Genomic DNA, 15,465 nt, shown 5'->3' with positions numbered 1-15,465 from the left:
CGGGGAGGGGCGAGGGTGACGTGCTCGCTGCTCGCCACGGGAGCTCGTGACCGCGTCCGAGGTAGGCCGGTCCCACGTCTCGCACCACGCCGCCGGCCATCGCGACGATCGAACGGCCCCCAGCCGCGCTGGGGGCCGTTCGCCGCGTTCAAAGAGCGGGAGATCAGACGCCGAACGCCGCCGGGTAGCGGATGACGCCGCCCGGGACCGGCCGTTCAGGGTCGAGGGCGAGCGCCATCATGTACTTGTCCTCGACGTCGAAGGGCGGGCGGACGCCGTACCCGGAGGCCGGGGTGAAGCCGAAGCGCGGGTAGTACTCGGCGTGGCCGAGCACGACCACCAGGTTCTCGCCCTGCTGGCGGGCGGCGTGCAAAGCGGCGCGGATGGCGGCGGAACCGGCGCCTTGCCGCTGATGTTCGGGCCTGACGGCGCACGGGCCCAGGGCGAGGGCGGGTGAGTCGTCGACGTGGCAGCGGGTGAGCAGCGCGTATCCGGTGAGGTCGCCGCCAGGGGCCTCGGTCAGCCAGGACATGCCGGGCAGCCACGCCTGCGGGTCGGCCCGCAGCGCCTCGACGAGGTCGGCCTCGTGCGGGCTGGGGAAAGCAGCAAGGTTGATGTCGCGGATGGCGGCGACGTCGCCGGCGCTCTCGGGGCGGGTGGTCCAGGAAGAGGTCATGGTCGGGTTCGTCTCCTTGTCCTGCGGGTGCAGGACGTAGCTGGTGTACTGGTAGTCCGCGCCGTGCTCGCGGCGCATGGTGATCTCTTGCAGGGTGGCCGTGACCGCCTCGCGCATCCCGGGTACGGCCAGGTCGGCCGCGTGGGCGCGCTGTGACAGCAGGTGGCGGGTGGTCGCGTCGGAGCCGGGGCCTTGACGTGCCAGGTTGTCGTGCAGGGCGAAGAACGCCGCCACTGCGGGATCGCTGATCGGGTCGTGCGGGCTTTCGGGCATGGTGGTGCGGGCTGCTGACGGACGATGAGCGGTCGGAAAGGTCGGTGGGACGCGGCCGGTCATGGCTGCTGGTCCCGGAACCTGTAGGTGGCGCGCAGGTGACTGGTAATGGCCTTCTGCCGGTTGACGCGCTCGTCGCGCAGCCGGGCATCGGTACGTGAGGCTGCCCAGACGTTCTCCCGTTGCAGCTTGCGGTAGCTGCGCAGACGACGTTCGGGCAGTTCACCCGCCCCGATGGCGGCCTGGACCGCACATCCTGGCTCGGTGTCGTGGGCGCAATCGCCGAAGCGGCAATGCGCGGCGAGGTCTTCGATCTCAGCGAAGACCTGCTCCAGGCCGTCGGCGGCGCCGTGCAGGCTGATCCCGCGCAGGCCAGGCGTGTCGATGAGGACCCCACCGCCGGGCAGGGGGACCAGCTCGCGGCGGACGGTGGTGTGGCGGCCCTTGCCGTCCTGCGCGCGTACCGTGCCGGTGGCCAGCAGTTCCTCGCCGAGCAGCGTGTTGCCGAGGCTGGACTTGCCCGCACCCGAGGGGCCGAGCAGCACGGTGGTGCCGCGCAGCAGAGCGGCCAGCACGTCGATGTTGTGACCGGTGGCGACGCTGGTGACCAAGATGTCCACGCCGGGTGCCAGCGTGCTGGCCTCGGCGTGGACGGCCTCGGGATCGGTGGCCAGGTCCGCCTTGGTCAAGACGATCACCGGCTGTGCCCCGCTCTCCCAGGCCAGGGCGAGCAGCCGCTCCAGTTTGGCCGCGTCCAGGGGCGTGGCCAGGGACAAGGCGATGACGACCGTGTCGACGTTGGCGGCGAGCACCTGCCCGTGGGAGGACCTGGACGCCGACGAGCGCACGATCGCGCTGTGCCGCGGCAGCAGCGCCGTCAGGTGCGGCTCGGCGCCCGGGCGCAGCGCGGCCCAGTCGCCGGTGCAGGGCGTCAGGAGCGGGGCGGGCGGGTGTGGCGCGACGAACGTGGCCCGCATCGGGCCCGACGCGGTGATCGCCGTGCACAGGCCGCGATCGACCCGGGAGATCCGGGCCGGCACCAGGCCCGCTTCGTGATGTTCAGTGAAGGTTTGGTCAAGTGCGCCGGTCCACCCGTACCGGGACAGGCCGGATGGAGCGGTGTATGTGTGTGGCAATGTGAGAGACCCTTGCGGAGAAGGGACCCCGACGAGACACGGACATCACCCTGCCTGGCGAGCCGGGTGGCTCAAGGCTGGGGGAAGAAGTGGGTCAGACCGGGGCCCGGGACGTGAGGTTGGTCCGGGCGCTGCGCATGGCAGCGGTCTTCACCGCGGTCATCAAACCTCACCTCCCTCCCACGAAGATCCAATACCGAACGAACGGCAGCCTAGCACCCCGGCAGGGTCGGTTGTACCGCTGCCGTTCCCGCTCTTGTCCGCCGACGCCTCCGGCGTGGCACCGGGTGCTGGACTCCGACGGCGGGGTGCTCGATGACGCGCACGCCGCATGGCCCTGTCGTCGTGGCACGCATCCGTAACTCCTCCCTACCCCCGAGACCCACCTCTCGCCGTGCAACGACACCGATCCCCTTTCAAGCTCATCCTGACTCGCCCGTCACCAGGTGCAGACCCGGGCCCAACTCTGCTCGCTTAACCACCGCGGTGGCGCATGAGGCATCCGGGCAGCTCCCGCTGCTACGTCAAAGAAGCGATAATCTGCTCACCCGGTGGAAACACACTTATCCATTCTCGGCTTTCCCGAACACCGCGAATGCGGGCTCATCTGTCGGTGGTGCGTGTTTACATCTCCCATAAGCCACTACACGGCGAAACACCACCAACATTTTCAGGGAGCCGTCATGTCGCGAGGCAGGTATTATCGGCGTGGGCATTGGGTCAATAGACCGAAGCCGAAAAGCGCGAAGGGATCCGGCTGGGTCCTTCTGGCCGCCATCGCCGCCATCGCATGGTTTTGGAACCAGAGCGGCACTGAGCAGCCCACCCCGGCCCAACCGCCGTCCTCGGTGTCAGAGCCCGCACCCCCGGCACAGGTCCTGGCCCCCGAGCAGGTTGCCGACGCCGGTCAGGAGTCGCCGCCCGAGCCGACCGGGGCGCCGTGAAACACCTCACACGCGCACTGCGGCGGCGCCTTCCCCGGCCACGAATGCCCGCCGGACCGGCGGAATGGTGTGCCGCCGCCGTCATCACACTCATCACCGGATCTTTCGCGATTCAAATCATCGGCGTCGTTGTCGACGCGATTTTCAGCACCTGGTACATCGGGGTTTCCGTGGGAGTGTGCGCCGTTCTGGCGATTATTGGATGGTCTCAACTCAAAGCCGTTGCCGCCCGGCACCGTTCTGAGCGGCTGCGCCATCTGCAGTTGACGCTGCCGCAACTGGATGCGATGAATCCCACTGATTTCGAGCGGGCCGTGTGCGACCTCATGATCCGGGACGGCATCGCGGCCCGGCACGTGGGACAGCGCGGAGACAAGGCGGCCGATGTCATCGGCCGCGAGCGCGGCGGCTACGTCATCGTCGTACAGTGCAAGCACACCACCACCGCCGCCAAGGTTGCTTCCCGAGTCATCTACGAGGTCAACGGCACGGCCGCCGCCGCGCACGGTGGCGACATCGCCGTGGTGGTCACCAATGGCTCCTTCACCCGCGATGCCCGCCAAACGGCCGATGACTTCCGGATCCACCTGCTGGGCCGCGACGAGCTCGGCCGCTGGGCCGCCGGCGAGACGTCCCTGCAGCATCTGCTGAGACTGACCACCCCGCTGCGCCGCTGGCGGCGTCTGCGCCACACCTCTTCCCGGCTCATCCGCCACCCCGCCCCGCACCACGACACCCTCCAACCCTGAAACGAAGGTGCGCCAACGGGTACGGTGTCGCGGACCGTAATTTCTGCTTGCGTTGCGTGACAAACTCCAGTTCCCTGGGCTTTCGTCGCTGTCCGAGGAGATGTTCGGGAGGGCTGGCGCTATCGCTGTCCATCGGCCCAAGGTCCTGGCCTCCGTGGGGCCTCCCGCTGGCGGCTTCGCCGTTTTCCTGGTCAGGCGGGGGAACCATCCTTCACTATTTTCGTGGACGCAACCGTCGACCGCCGACAAGGATTGATCGTGGACGAGACAGAGTTTCCGCCCTCCCTGGGTAAGGTTGCGCCACGTGGACTGGCGGCCAACGGGATAACCCGTTACGAACAGTTGGCCGCCCGGTCCGAACGCGAACTCCTGGACATCCATGGAGTCGGACCGAAGGCCATACGAATCCTCCGTGAGGAGTTGGCATCTCGCGGTCTGAGTTTCCGCGATGACTGATGCTGGACGTGCTGGGATGTGCTGCTGCCGAGACGGCCGACATCCTGGACACGTCGGTCGGTTCGGTGACGAGCGCACTTCAACGTGCGCTGGTGACCCTCGCAACGAAACAGGCGCCGTCGGTCCCGCTGGATCCGTCGTCTGAGGTGCTGCTCGCGCGGTACTGCGAAGCGTTCGAGAACGATGACGTCGACGCCCTGGCCGGGCTTCTGCGCGAGGACGGCACGACATCGATGCCTCCATTCCCCTGGTGGCTGCGCGGTCGCGCAGACATGGAAGCCGCATTGCGAGCAGCGGGCAACCCTTGCGCCGGCTCGCGCGTTGTGCCGGTTCATGCGAACGGGACAACCGCGGTCGCACTGTACTCGCCAGACGAGATCGGGCACCTGCGCCCGTTCGGGCTCACGGTCATCGAGTGGCTCGACGGCCAGATGATCGCCGGGACCACGTTCCTTGAACAGCCATCGCGGATGTTCGAGATGTTTGGTCTGCCCGATGAGTTTCGGGAGGCTGCCTCGTATACCTTGGCATGAGCAACTACATACACCTTGGCGAGGTCGATCTCTGGTACGACGAGAAGGGCGCTGGGGAGCCTGTCGTCCTGATGCACGGCAACTTCAGCGACTCTCGGGACTTCGCAGGGAACCTTGACACACTCTCCTCGCACTCGCGGCTGTTGCTGCCCGAACGCCGGGGCCACGGGCACACGGCGGATGTCGCCGGTCCCATCACCATCGACAACATGGCGGCGGACATGATCGCGTTCGCTGAGCGGATAGTCGGCGGCCCGTCCTCGCTTGTCGGATACAGTGCGGGCGCCAGCGTCGCCCTGTGGGTCGCGACCCAGCGCCCCGACCTCGTGTCGCAGCTCGTGCTGATCAGCTGCGCGTTCGACCCGGCCGGCCTGATCGTGCGACCCGATGCCGGCGGAGAGTGGCCGCCCCAAGTGATCAAGGCATATGGCGAGGTCTCGCCCGATGGCGAGGCCCACTTCCCCGTCATCGCACGCAAGATCGCAGCATCCGTCGATGACGGTGTGCCACTCACTTCCGAGGCCCTGGCACAGGTGAAGTGCCCCACGCTCGTGATCGCCGCGGACGACGACATCGTGACCCTTGAGCACACCCTGGAGCTGTATCGGGCTCTCCCCGACGGATACCTCGCGATCGTCCCCGGATCGAGTCACCTGCTGCTGTTCGAACACCCGGAACTATGCACGCGGCTCGTCGGCGATTTCCTCTCGGGACGACGCGGACCACGGTGGATGCCTGTCTCCCGTGCCGGAGAGTGAGCTAGGCCGTGTCTCACAACCTCCAAAGTGAGACGACTCGTCATTCCCGGTAGCCCCAGCTCGGCGAGATGGTCTGACACCAGCAGGCCGCCCGGACGCCCTGCGCGGCGGGATACCTTCACGGCGACCTCCTGGCCCTCTGTCGTCGTGGCTCGCAGGACCGAGGCATCGGTGTCCTGCGAGCCGGCGACGAAAGAGGGCACCGAGCAGCGGAAGCCGAAAATCGCTTCGATCTCACCCTGCAGCACTGCGACGTCGACCGCAGGCCTGGCCGGGGCCGAGAAGGCGCTCATCCCGTCACCGTCCCAGCGCCCGCGGGGAGCGAAGAAGCGTGCGCGTGCACCCACCAGGCGAGCGGAAGTGCGATCAGCACCACCGCCTGGATCGCGAGCAACGCCGGAACGATGCCCCAACGGTCTGCCACCAGGCCGGCTCCCAGGGCGACGAGCGCGTAGAGCACGCTGCCGAGCAGCGACGCAAGCGAACCCATCGTCGCGCGTTCCCGGTCGGTGAACTCGCGCTGCAGCAACGTCTGCTGGGCGATTGTCGACATGCCGTAGGCCGGTGACCCAAGCAGCACGGGCGAAAACACCGTCGGCTTGACCAGCGCCACGAAGTTCGCCACGTTGTCGAACAGCTCACCGAACAGCAGAGTGCGGGCCGCGCCCACCCGGCCGATCACCCAACCACTGACGCGGAAGCCGACGAAGGCCACGCCATGGCCGAAGGTGCGCCACAGGCCCAGCGCCCAGAGCGGCCACAGCCCTGCCACGAAAACAGGCGACAACTGGGCCGCGCTTTCGCTGCTGTAACGAAGCGCCGACACCAGAGTCATCCGGCGGAGCACCGGATTACGGCGGATGCCGCGCAGGGCCGATCCGAGATGCACCAGCACGTTCGATTCCAGCGGGCCGTGCACCCGCGGTTCCCGGACCCGCAAGGCGACGAGCACGCACAGCACCTGCGGCACGACCGACAGCACGACCACCACACGCAGCGACCACGCGCCGGCGACCACGCCACCCATGGCTGCCGCCAGTGCGAGCGCGATCTGGAACATCGAGTTCACCCGGCCCGAGTGCCGGGGGAACTCCTCCTCCCGGCCGGCTTCGAGCAACGTGTCGTAGAGCAGAGACTCGTTGTTGCCGCTCCACAGTGAGGTCGCCAATCCCTCCAGCACAACAGCTGCCAGGAGGAGGCCGTAGCCCGAAGCGCCGGCGTACCCGAGATGGGCGGCCACCATGACGACGGCACCGGCGATCATCGTGCCGCGTCGGCCGAGGCGGTCGGAGAGCACCCCGGTAGGGACTTCGAACGCTGCCGAAGACAGCATCTTCACCGCCAGGAGGCTGGCGGCAGCGGTGTACGAGCCGGTGACTTGCGCGAAGTAGATGACCATAATCGGCCCGTACATGCGGAAGTCGCCGAAGAAGTTGAACCAGCTCAGCAGGCGGACATTCCGGTTGACAGTCTGATCAGCGGAGTTCGGAGCAGGCGGAGCTGACCTCGACCGTTGAGATTTCCTGCCGAACGGGGCAGCGATCAGGCGTTCGACCAGGACACGTACACGGAGCAGTGAAGAATGACGAGCGGACACAGCAGAACTCCCGGAAAGGCGAACGGAGACGCCAAACAGCGCCAAGGGCCGGTGACACGTGTCACCTCGCCCCGGCGACCGGGATGTGTGCTGACTTTGCTGCTACACGCGCGGCGTTACAAGCCTGCGACTGCGGTCACCAAGGGGCGAACGGAAGCTCCGGTCATCGTTGTAGACATCAGTGCTCCTCAATTCCCCAGGTGGACGGGATTCCGCAACAGCTTCAACTCTAGCGACCGAAGGATCTACGTGTCCGCTGAATCACGGACACAACGGCGGGTGACCGCGCCTCATGGCCGCTTGAGCCAATCCAGGACGGCGGCGAGGACAACGCCGCCGCGGTAGACAACGGCATGCTTGTCGTAGCGGGTGGCCAGGCCGCGCCAGTTCTTCATCCGGTTGAAGAACCGTTCCACGACGTTGCGGTTCTTGTAGTCCTCGCTGTCATGGGAGACGGGCCGGCCACCCCGGGAGCCACGACGCCGGCGGTGCCCCGCCTGGTCTGCCGGCTCAGGAATGACCGTCTTGATGCCACGCGCCCGCAGCATCGCTCGATGGCCACGTGACGAATAGGCCTTGTCCCCCCGCAGCAGTTCAGGCGTGGTGCGGGGCCGGCCGGGGCCTTTACGGGCCACCCGCAGCTCGGCGAGCAGCTTGGGCAACGCCGGCGAGTCCCCGGCCTGACCAGGGCTGACAAGCACCACGAGCGGGCGGCCTTTGCCGTCGACCAGCGCGTGTGTCTTGGTGGTCAGGCCGCCGCGTGACCGGCCGATGCCATGATCGTCGGGCTCGACAAGCTGATTCGTGTCATTCGGTGCCGCCCCCCGTGTGCGAGAAGGGCGACACCGACGACCTCGCAGCGGTCGCACCGTGCTGATGCACCCGCGCGATCGTGGAGTCCACCGACACCCGCCAATCGACCTCTCCGTCCGCGTCAGCGTCTGCCTGCAGGGTGGCGAGGATCTCGTCCCGCACCCCGTCACGTGACCAGCTCTGATGGCGACGGTGCACCGTCTGCCACGCCCCGAATTCCTTCGGCAGATCTCGCCACGCCACTCCAGTGCGAAGGCGGTAGAGCACAGCCTCCACCACCGGACGATGCGGCCGGAACGGCGGACCCATCGGCCCCTTCGTCGGCGGCAGCAGAGGCTCGATCCGAGCCCACATGTCATCGGAAAGCAGCGCCAGACGCGTCATCTGCCGATCTTCTACTGAACGCGCGCTCAACTCGTGAGACGCGCCCTAAGTGGTGGGAGGAAACAAGCGATGCGCGCGGGTGATGGTCGAAACGGCTTCGACTTTCTCCACGGCGTCATCTTCCGCCGCCCCGATGCCATCCTCCAGGCGATCCAGGACCTACTCGGCGGACTCGGCAACTGAATAGTGGCCGAACGCGGTGTCGTCGCTCGTCCAGGTAGCGGGATGCCATCGACGGGCGACAGCTGTACCGGAACCCGCTCAGCCCCCGGACACGGCCGAGGGCGAGACTCACCCCGATGACCAGCGGCGGAGGTCGGCCAGGCCGGGTCGGAGGTCGGGGAGGGACGGGAAGATGAGGCGGTTGCCCGAGAGGGTGGGCAGGGCGAAGGCGACAGCCTTGCCGGGGGTGGCGGTGGTGAGGGTGATGGCCGGGTAGGTCTGGCAGTGGCCGCCGGAGAGCTGGTGGGCCAGGAGCAGGCCGCGGCCGTTCTCGGCGAGCAGGGGCAGGCCGATCTCCTTGACCGAGTGCAGCAGGTTGAGGATGAGGCGGACCTCGTGGGTGTTGGGGTCGCCGTCGACGATCTCGCACCAGCTGGGAGTGCCGTCCAGGCTGAAGACGCGCAGCTCGTACGGGGGACGGGCGTGCTTCTCGGCGTTGGCGGCCAGCTCGGCGACGATGAGTTCGGCGGTGTCGATGTCGTCCTCGGGCAGCCCCGTGTGCTGGAGCACCTCGCGGACGATGGCGCGGGCGCGGCGGGAGACGGAGCCGGGTCGCAGGACCTTGACCAGCGCACGGATGTCACTCCGCCCCGCCGCGTCGCTGGCTCGCCCCGTCGTCGTCCCGTTGTCCAGCCTGGCCGTGCTGCTTTCCCATGCCGTCGTCCCGCTGTATAGCTCCGTCGCACTACTGTCCTGTCCCGTCGTGCCGCTGGCCTTGCCCGGGGTTTCGGCGTTTTGTCCTGGCGTCTCGATATTCCGGTCCGTTGTTCCGGTGTCGTACCTCGGCGGGGCGACCGGTCCGGCCGGGGTGAAGGGCTTCCAGTTGTGGGTGGGTGGGGGAGCCGGGCTTTCTGCGGGGTGGTGCGGGGCACCTGGGGGGATGTCGCCGGCTGGTGGCATGGGCGTGCTCCGTTCGCTGTGGGGCTGTGCCCAGCAGGAAACGCCAGCATGGTGACGAGGGTGAACATCGACATCTGATCATTGATCACTGTCCGATGAGACCCGGCCAACGGCGAACGTGGCTGGGTGTCAGCCGGTCGTATCGAGCATTGGTGGGCGAAAATCTGTCGTTTGGCTGGGGGGATGGTGACCGAGGCCTGCGGACATCACAATGGGTGGTGATTCGACTACCGAAAGAGAGTGGCCATGAGGAAGGCGCGCGACGGGAAGGGGCGTCCGGATCTGTTGAGGGCGCGGCTGGAGCGGGGGATGACGCAGGAGGAGGCGGCGGCCGCGGTGGGGGTGGCCGTGGGGACCTGGGGGCGGTGGGAGCGGAGCGAGCAGGGAATCCGGCCGCACAGCCGCAGGAAGATCGCGGCGGTGTTCGAGGCGGAGTCCGCCGAGGTCGAGCAGTGGATAGAAGGGTGGGCCCTCGGGGAGACATCTTCGTGGCCGGTCGCGGAGTACGGCGACACATCGACGGCGGCTAGCGTGAAGTCGGCCGCTCTGCTGTGGAGGTATGAGATGGACGAGTCCCGTCGCCACCTGCTGGCCACGTTGCCGTTCGTGCCTTCGGTTTTGGCGGGGTGGATAACCGCATGGAACTACGGCGATTCACCTCAAACGGTCGCGCTGCGAGGAAACAGGCGCACGGTAGGGCAAGCCGACATCGATCGGATTAACGAGGCTCGCCAGGTGTTCGGTCAGATAGACGACCAGTTCGGGGCCGAGTTGGTCCGTCCGACGGTGGTGCGCTATCTCGACAGCACGGTGACCCCGTTGCTGCGGGGCCGCTACGACGACCAGGTGGGGTCGGCGCTGATGTCGGCGGCAGCGGGGATGACTCTGTTGGCAGGCTGGACAGCCTTTGACCTGAACCAGCATGGCCAGGCACAGCAGCACTTCGGTCAGGCGCTACGGCTGGCGAAGACGGGGAACGACCCGCTGACCGGTGTCTGGATACTGGCGACGATGACCCGGCAGGCGATTCATCTGGAGCAGGCCACCTTGGCGGTATGGCTGGCACGAGCCGCGACCGACGCCGCTCGCCGGGCGCAGGTCTCTCCCCGCGTAATGGCGTTTGTGCTGACCAGACAGGCATGGGCAACGGCCCTGCAGACCAAACCGGCCGAGACCAACGACAAGCACAGCGCCAAGCGGGTCGAACGCTTGCTCGCCGAGGCGGAGAACGCCTATGCCCAAGGACCCACGGATCGTGATCCGGACTGGGTTACCCGATATGAAGAGGTGGAACTGAACGCTCAGGGAGGTCGTTGCTGGAGCATGCTTGGCGACCACCAACGAGCGGCGGCCCGTGCGGAAGCAGCCGTGGTGGAGTTTGGCAATCGCATCCCGCGAACGGCCCAGTTCAACCAGGTGCATGTCGCCGAGGCGTACCTGGGAATGGGGGAATTGGAACAGTCCCTCGCCGCCGCCCGAGCCGCGATCCCGGCAACGAAGGCGTTGACCTCCGCCCGCTCGACCGACCTGATCCGGCAGTTCGCCGACCGGCTTGAGCCGTACAGGGGCAGCATGATGGTCCGTGAGTTCCGCGACCACCTCAACCACGAACTCGCCGCCTGAACACCTGCGGGACGGAGCTGCAACCGGTGAGCGGGTCTCACCGGTTGGTTCACCTCGTTTCCGCGACTGTCTGAACCGTGAGCTCGTTGCCTGATCGTGTGTGGGATGGGGGTGGTCGTTCGGTGGGCGGGTCTCGCCTGGTGGTTCGCTTCGTTTCCGTGACCGTCTGAACCACGAACTCGCCGCCTGACGATCAGGCCGGGGCCGATGTCGTAGGGGAGCGGGAAAGGCTGCCCGCCCGGAGCGGATTCGGCCCGGCAGTACCCCGGACCGCCCGCCAAGCCACCAGATGGATCCACCCACGGCGCCAGAGGCGGGCTGGAAAGACGTCTCATGGATCGCGGCAACACCGTGACGGCAACCGGCAACGGATTTGCATGCAATCTGCATGCTAGCGTGGAAGGATGGGAATCATTCAGATTCGAGATGTCCCCGAAGCGACCGAGCGGACGCTGAAGGCGCGAGCCGAGCGCGAGGGAAAATCACTGACGGCCTACCTACGTGACCTGCTGAACGAGGAGGCGGCCACCCCGGCGCTGGACGAGGTGATGGCCAAGATCGCCGCCGACGAGCCGGTGCCGTACGACCCCGATTTCGTCCGCGAGACGCTGCGCGAGGACCGCCGGTGAGCCTGGTCGTGGATGCCTCGATCGTTTTCCGCCTGCTGGCCAACGTGAAGGGCGACGACCTTCTCCGTCGGCGGCTGGCGCGCAAGGTGCACGCCCCGGCGTTGATCGATGTGGAGATCGCCTCGGTGGTGCGCGGTCATGTGATCACCAGTAAGCCGGAGGTGCGGATCTCCGAGACGCGGGGCCGGATCATGTTGGAGCGCTACGCCCAGCTGCGGATCGTCCGGCATCCGATGCTGCCGCTGCAGCCGCGAGTGCTGGAACTGCGCGACAATCTCACCGCCTACGACGGCATGTACGTGGCCCTCGCCGAACTGCTGGGCATGCCACTGCTGACCGACGACGCCAAGTTCGCCGGCGCGACGGGACACCGAGCGGAGATCCACCGCTACCCACCCCCGCTGTCGTAACCACGAAACAGCGGAGGCGTAATCGGTTGGCTGGTAGGTCCGCCTCCAGCTCAGCCAGGAGCCGCTGCTGTAACCACGAAACGCCAGAGGCGTAACCGGGAGAAAGCGCGAACGCCGGGCTCCCGATCTCACCGGGGAGTTCCCGGCGCCACTTCCGCACCCCGGAGGACACGCTTATCGCACTATGCCGTCGGGGCCCACTCGGTGGCGAAGGTTTCCATCTGCTTGAGGACGAGGTCCACGGCCGCGCGTTCCTCGTCCGGGGGATAGTCGAACCTCGTGAGCAGGCGTCGGATGCGGTTGCGGAGCTTGGCGCGTACCGGTTCGCGGGAGAGCCAGTCGACGGTCAGGTTCTTGCGGATGTCCGTGACCAGCGCGCGGGCGATCTGTGCGAGGGTGTCATCGCCCATCAGGGCCTTCGCCAGGCCATGGTTGGCCACCGCGTCGTAGAAGGCCAGTTCGGCGTGGTTGAGCGGAGGGTCGAAGCGCTCACCGCGCCGGGCTTCCGCGGAGACCTCCTTGGCCATGGCGATCATTTCGGCGCTGCTGAGCTGCTGCCGCATGTAGCGAATCATCAGGTCTTCGAGCTTCTCGGCGAAGCTCTCCCGGCGGATGATGTTGTGCCGGGTCACCTCGCGCATCTTCTGCTCGATCAACCGGCGCAGGGCCTCGGCCGTCAGGTGCGGGGCCTCGGAGTTCTGGAGTTTGCGCACGCCGTGCTACCGCGATCGTGCAGGCCATCCTCATCCTGCAACTCATCGAAGCAGGTCGCTACTCAGGGGGAAAGGGCGCAGGAGATGGTGATTGCATAGTCAATGTTGCTATTTTTCTGGATTGCCCAACTCTGTAAGCCGCCGCATGGCAAAGTGGGATGCTTCCAACTTTCCCGTCTACCGAACCGGCGGCCCAAAGATGCCTTCCTTTGTGCAGTCCGCTCTATTTTGGATCTTTCTGGCGATCACCGGAATCCTTGTGTTCATGATCTCAATAACGGTCCCCAAGTTGCCAATCTGGGCTGTTTTTATAGGGATTGGCATAGTGGCGATACTTTTAATGCTGATTGCTCGGAAGTATCGAGGGCAACAGCATACGCGCCAAAGCGAGCACGATGCGTCATCGCAGCCCGATGGAGGTGCCGAGGGCTCCGGCGCCCCATCCGTCCCCTTTCTGGTGACGTGCGTGTTGGGTATTACATCATTCATCGCAGGTAATATCGGCCAGCCGCTCATTCAACCTTACATACCCTTTCTTAACCCAATCATGGATAGCATGGTAGGGATTGAGCCGTTGAGAATATCCACTCAGAGCTGGCCTGCCGACTCGGGATGTGATTTCGCCACATCGGTGGCGATGCCCGCAGGCGGACCACGCGCCGAGCGCATCCCGTACACCTTTCAAGAAGATCCGCGAGAAAGTGTGATCAAGAAGGGGGGTGTCTCTTGGGAGCGTGGGGTTTTGACGGTCACCTTAAACTCTCATCGCACCGTGCACATCCAGTCCATTAATCCAGTCATTACCAGCCGCCTGGAAAAACCCGGCTTCGACTGGGTGCTCACACGAACGCGAGGTTGCGGACCGGGAACCGGAAAATTCCTGCGCCTTGATCTGGCCACTTCTCGATTATTCGAGGTGAAAGACGGAAAGGAATATCCGGAGGGTTCCTCCGAAGGCGGGCCAGGCGTGCGCGGCGCCACGGTCACCCCCAGCGCTCCTCTCCAACTGCGCTTGGAGGTGACGAGTTGTGCCGCCCGAACCTACAGCTGGTTTTTGAAAGTCCGCTACGTGTCCGAAGGCCGCCCTGATGAGCTGGAGATCGGTTCCGAACAGAATCCGTTCCGTTCGACCGGGGGAGTCGCGGGGATCCCCATTTTTAACATCAGCTCGGGGGAATTAGGGAACGAATACAAACCTATCGATACCAACAAGCGGACGTCCAAAAAGTGTGGGGATGGCTCATGACCCGGCTATATCGGGCGTTAACCGTCTGTCTCCTGCTCCTGACAGTCGCCGACAGTGGGTATCTGGCTGGGCCCGGCCTCGACCGTTGGCGCTTTCTGCCGCTCTCCAGCCTCGGTTTGGAGAGCGGGACTTTCAATCCCGAGTTTGTGGTCGCCGCTGCTGAGGGTTTTGTGGCCATAGGCGCAGCAGGTGATGGATCTCGTCTGCAATCCTGGATATCCAAAGACGGACTGCACTGGCGCCCAGGTCTCCTCGCCCGGATCGACCCACCGCCCAACATGCGTTTTCAGGCGAGTGGCCTTGTGGCGTGGAAGGGCGGGATCCTCGCTGTCGGTGCGATCCGGGATGATCGCCGTTTCCGCTACGCCACGTGGCTTTCACCCGACGGTCATACATGGACAGCGGGCCCAGGTATCCCCATGGACTCAGGCGGCGGACCCAGGTGGCCCGCCGCGGCACCCCACCGAGGCGAGGTCATGGCCCTCGCCGGCTATCCCGCTTCTCTGTGGATCATGCGCGAAGGTCAGCCATGGCAGCGCGTTGAACCTGACCTGCCTGCCCGCTGTACCATCCACCGGATGGAAACCGACGCGAATTCGCTCGGAGTCGTTCTACTAGGCGAATGTCCTGGCCATCCACCCGGGAGTCTGATTCCGCACGCCGTTTTCATCGAGCGCGAGAATGGCGCGTACGAGGAGATCACTCGGGAGCTGCCTCTCACCTGGGTTGAGAGCGTCGCTGCCAGTGGAACCGCAGTACTCATTGCCGGCGCTCAGAAGTCGTCGAAACCGACCACCACCACCCCCTCGAGGAGGAGGACGCCGTTGAATTAGTGGTGTACCGATCAACCGACCAAGGGCGGACTTGGTTCCCTGTCCAACGATTTCCAGAGAAATATGGGCGAAGGCCAGAACGAGTGAACTTGATGAGTGCCGGGTCGGGGACTTTCGTCGCAGCCGGGTTAAGCATTGACTTGGATACCACCACCGATGTGCCCACGGTATGGACTTCCGCAGACGATGGCGAGAATTGGGTCACGCATTGGTTGCCTGCATATAGTGATCAGATGAATATCCGTGCAATGGCGGTCTCGGGTAATACCGTCGTCGTTATCGCGCACATCGGATATGGTCCTGATTTCACCACAGCCGGCCTGATTACGAACGCCCGCGCCAGGTAGCCGTTGGCGGACCATATAATGAAGCATCAGTTCTCACTTGCAGTCAGGAGTGCGCACTCGTTCTGACAGGACCCCAGGCTTCGCGCTGTTCTCGAACAATCGCAGCACAGTCGATCGATGATCACACCTTCTCCGGGAATCTCCAGCAGTTCCGTATCCGTGTGGCCGCTGTCGAGATGACGCCCGTAAGAATGTCGGGAAGCCAGAGGAGTTCGTCGTGCAG

General features: G+C 65.7%; 13 protein-coding genes. 7 read left to right on the top strand and 6 right to left on the bottom strand.

The window, feature by feature from the left end:
* Window positions 1-163 precede the first annotated feature (163 nt).
* Both ABT130_RS06400 and rsgA read right to left on the bottom strand, forming a co-directional pair.
* Window positions 164-676 (bottom strand): GNAT family N-acetyltransferase, encoded by a 513-nt coding sequence (locus tag ABT130_RS06400; RefSeq protein ID WP_350953426.1) that lies wholly within the window; start codon window positions 674-676, stop codon window positions 164-166.
* Window positions 677-1,008: 332 nt separating this feature from the next.
* Window positions 1,009-1,989: a ribosome small subunit-dependent GTPase A gene (gene rsgA / locus ABT130_RS06395; protein ID WP_350953387.1), complete on the bottom strand. Its 981-nt coding sequence runs from the start codon at window positions 1,987-1,989 to the stop codon at window positions 1,009-1,011.
* 1,084 nt (window positions 1,990-3,073) lie between these two features.
* Here rsgA and ABT130_RS06390 point away from each other — a divergent pair.
* The 3 genes from ABT130_RS06390 (at window position 3,074) to ABT130_RS06380 (ending at window position 5,525) form a co-directional block, all read left to right on the top strand.
* On the top strand, window positions 3,074-3,778 hold the full coding sequence (locus ABT130_RS06390; protein WP_350953385.1) for a restriction endonuclease: 705 nt from the start codon (window positions 3,074-3,076) through the stop codon (window positions 3,776-3,778).
* 455 nt (window positions 3,779-4,233) lie between these two features.
* Entirely contained in the window at window positions 4,234-4,767 is a 534-nt protein-coding gene (locus tag ABT130_RS06385) for a nuclear transport factor 2 family protein (RefSeq protein ID WP_350953383.1), read from the top strand.
* Window positions 4,764-5,525 carry an alpha/beta fold hydrolase gene (locus tag ABT130_RS06380; protein ID WP_350953381.1) on the top strand — a complete coding sequence of 254 codons (762 nt, stop codon included), beginning with the start codon at window positions 4,764-4,766 and terminating at the stop codon, window positions 5,523-5,525. Before ABT130_RS06385 ends, ABT130_RS06380 begins: the two co-directional genes overlap by 4 nt.
* A gap of 289 nt (window positions 5,526-5,814) precedes the next feature.
* On the opposite strand, the gene ABT130_RS06375 is transcribed toward ABT130_RS06380, so the two are convergent.
* The 3 genes from ABT130_RS06375 to ABT130_RS06365 all read right to left on the bottom strand — a co-directional run bounded on the left by ABT130_RS06375 (window position 5,815) and on the right by ABT130_RS06365 (window position 9,441).
* Window positions 5,815-7,122 (bottom strand): MFS transporter, encoded by a 1,308-nt coding sequence (locus tag ABT130_RS06375; protein WP_350953379.1) that lies wholly within the window; start codon window positions 7,120-7,122, stop codon window positions 5,815-5,817.
* A 290-nt stretch (window positions 7,123-7,412) separates the two neighbouring features.
* A protein-coding gene (locus ABT130_RS06370) for an IS5 family transposase (protein WP_451934993.1) occupies window positions 7,413-8,319 on the bottom strand; the annotation gives its coding sequence in 2 pieces (ribosomal slippage) (window positions 7,413-7,979 and window positions 7,981-8,319; 906 coding nt in all).
* Between the two features lie 291 nt (window positions 8,320-8,610).
* Window positions 8,611-9,441 (bottom strand): ATP-binding protein, encoded by an 831-nt coding sequence (locus ABT130_RS06365; protein ID WP_350953377.1) that lies wholly within the window; start codon window positions 9,439-9,441, stop codon window positions 8,611-8,613.
* A 246-nt stretch (window positions 9,442-9,687) separates the two neighbouring features.
* On the opposite strand from ABT130_RS06365, the gene ABT130_RS06360 reads away from it, so the two are divergent.
* The 3 genes from ABT130_RS06360 (at window position 9,688) to ABT130_RS06350 (ending at window position 12,103) form a co-directional block, all read left to right on the top strand.
* Window positions 9,688-11,064: an NsdA family TPR-like regulatory protein gene (locus ABT130_RS06360; RefSeq protein ID WP_350953375.1), complete on the top strand. Its 1,377-nt coding sequence runs from the start codon at window positions 9,688-9,690 to the stop codon at window positions 11,062-11,064.
* Window positions 11,065-11,468: 404 nt separating this feature from the next.
* On the top strand, window positions 11,469-11,693 hold the full coding sequence (locus tag ABT130_RS06355; protein ID WP_350925258.1) for a FitA-like ribbon-helix-helix domain-containing protein: 225 nt from the start codon (window positions 11,469-11,471) through the stop codon (window positions 11,691-11,693).
* The gene (locus tag ABT130_RS06350) at window positions 11,690-12,103 is read left to right on the top strand and encodes a type II toxin-antitoxin system VapC family toxin (RefSeq protein WP_350953373.1); all 414 of its coding nucleotides are present in this window, start codon (window positions 11,690-11,692) and stop codon (window positions 12,101-12,103) included. Before ABT130_RS06355 ends, ABT130_RS06350 begins: the two co-directional genes overlap by 4 nt.
* Window positions 12,104-12,285: 182 nt before the next feature.
* Here the strand turns inward: ABT130_RS06350 and ABT130_RS06345 are convergent, their stop codons facing one another.
* Complete coding sequence (locus tag ABT130_RS06345; protein ID WP_350953371.1) at window positions 12,286-12,816, bottom strand: type I restriction enzyme endonuclease domain-containing protein; 531 nt, start codon at window positions 12,814-12,816, stop codon at window positions 12,286-12,288.
* A 145-nt stretch (window positions 12,817-12,961) separates the two neighbouring features.
* Between ABT130_RS06345 and ABT130_RS06340 the strand changes: the two genes are divergently transcribed.
* Window positions 12,962-14,062, top strand: a complete 1,101-nt coding sequence (locus ABT130_RS06340) for a hypothetical protein (RefSeq protein WP_350953369.1) — start codon at window positions 12,962-12,964, stop codon at window positions 14,060-14,062.
* Window positions 14,063-15,465: the final 1,403 nt, after the last annotated feature.

Origin of the sequence: Streptosporangium sp. NPDC001681 (assembly GCF_040298085.1) — a bacterium.
Lineage (GTDB): Bacteria > Actinomycetota > Actinomycetes > Streptosporangiales > Streptosporangiaceae > Streptosporangium.
The sequence above is the reverse complement of the archived record's forward strand: the minus strand, read 5'-3'. Positions and strand labels throughout refer to the sequence as shown.

Coding starts and splice junctions, on each gene's coding strand:
- ABT130_RS06400 (WP_350953426.1), bottom strand. CDS start 676: ATGACCTCTTCCTGGACCACCCGCCCCGAGAGCGCCGGCGACGTCGCC.
- ABT130_RS06390 (WP_350953385.1), top strand. CDS start 3,074: ATGCCCGCCGGACCGGCGGAATGGTGTGCCGCCGCCGTCATCACACTC.
- ABT130_RS06385 (WP_350953383.1), top strand. CDS start 4,234: ATGCTGGACGTGCTGGGATGTGCTGCTGCCGAGACGGCCGACATCCTG.
- ABT130_RS06380 (WP_350953381.1), top strand. CDS start 4,764: ATGAGCAACTACATACACCTTGGCGAGGTCGATCTCTGGTACGACGAG.
- ABT130_RS06365 (WP_350953377.1), bottom strand. CDS start 9,441: ATGCCACCAGCCGGCGACATCCCCCCAGGTGCCCCGCACCACCCCGCA.
- ABT130_RS06360 (WP_350953375.1), top strand. CDS start 9,688: ATGAGGAAGGCGCGCGACGGGAAGGGGCGTCCGGATCTGTTGAGGGCG.
- ABT130_RS06355 (WP_350925258.1), top strand. CDS start 11,469: ATGGGAATCATTCAGATTCGAGATGTCCCCGAAGCGACCGAGCGGACG.
- ABT130_RS06340 (WP_350953369.1), top strand. CDS start 12,962: ATGGCAAAGTGGGATGCTTCCAACTTTCCCGTCTACCGAACCGGCGGC.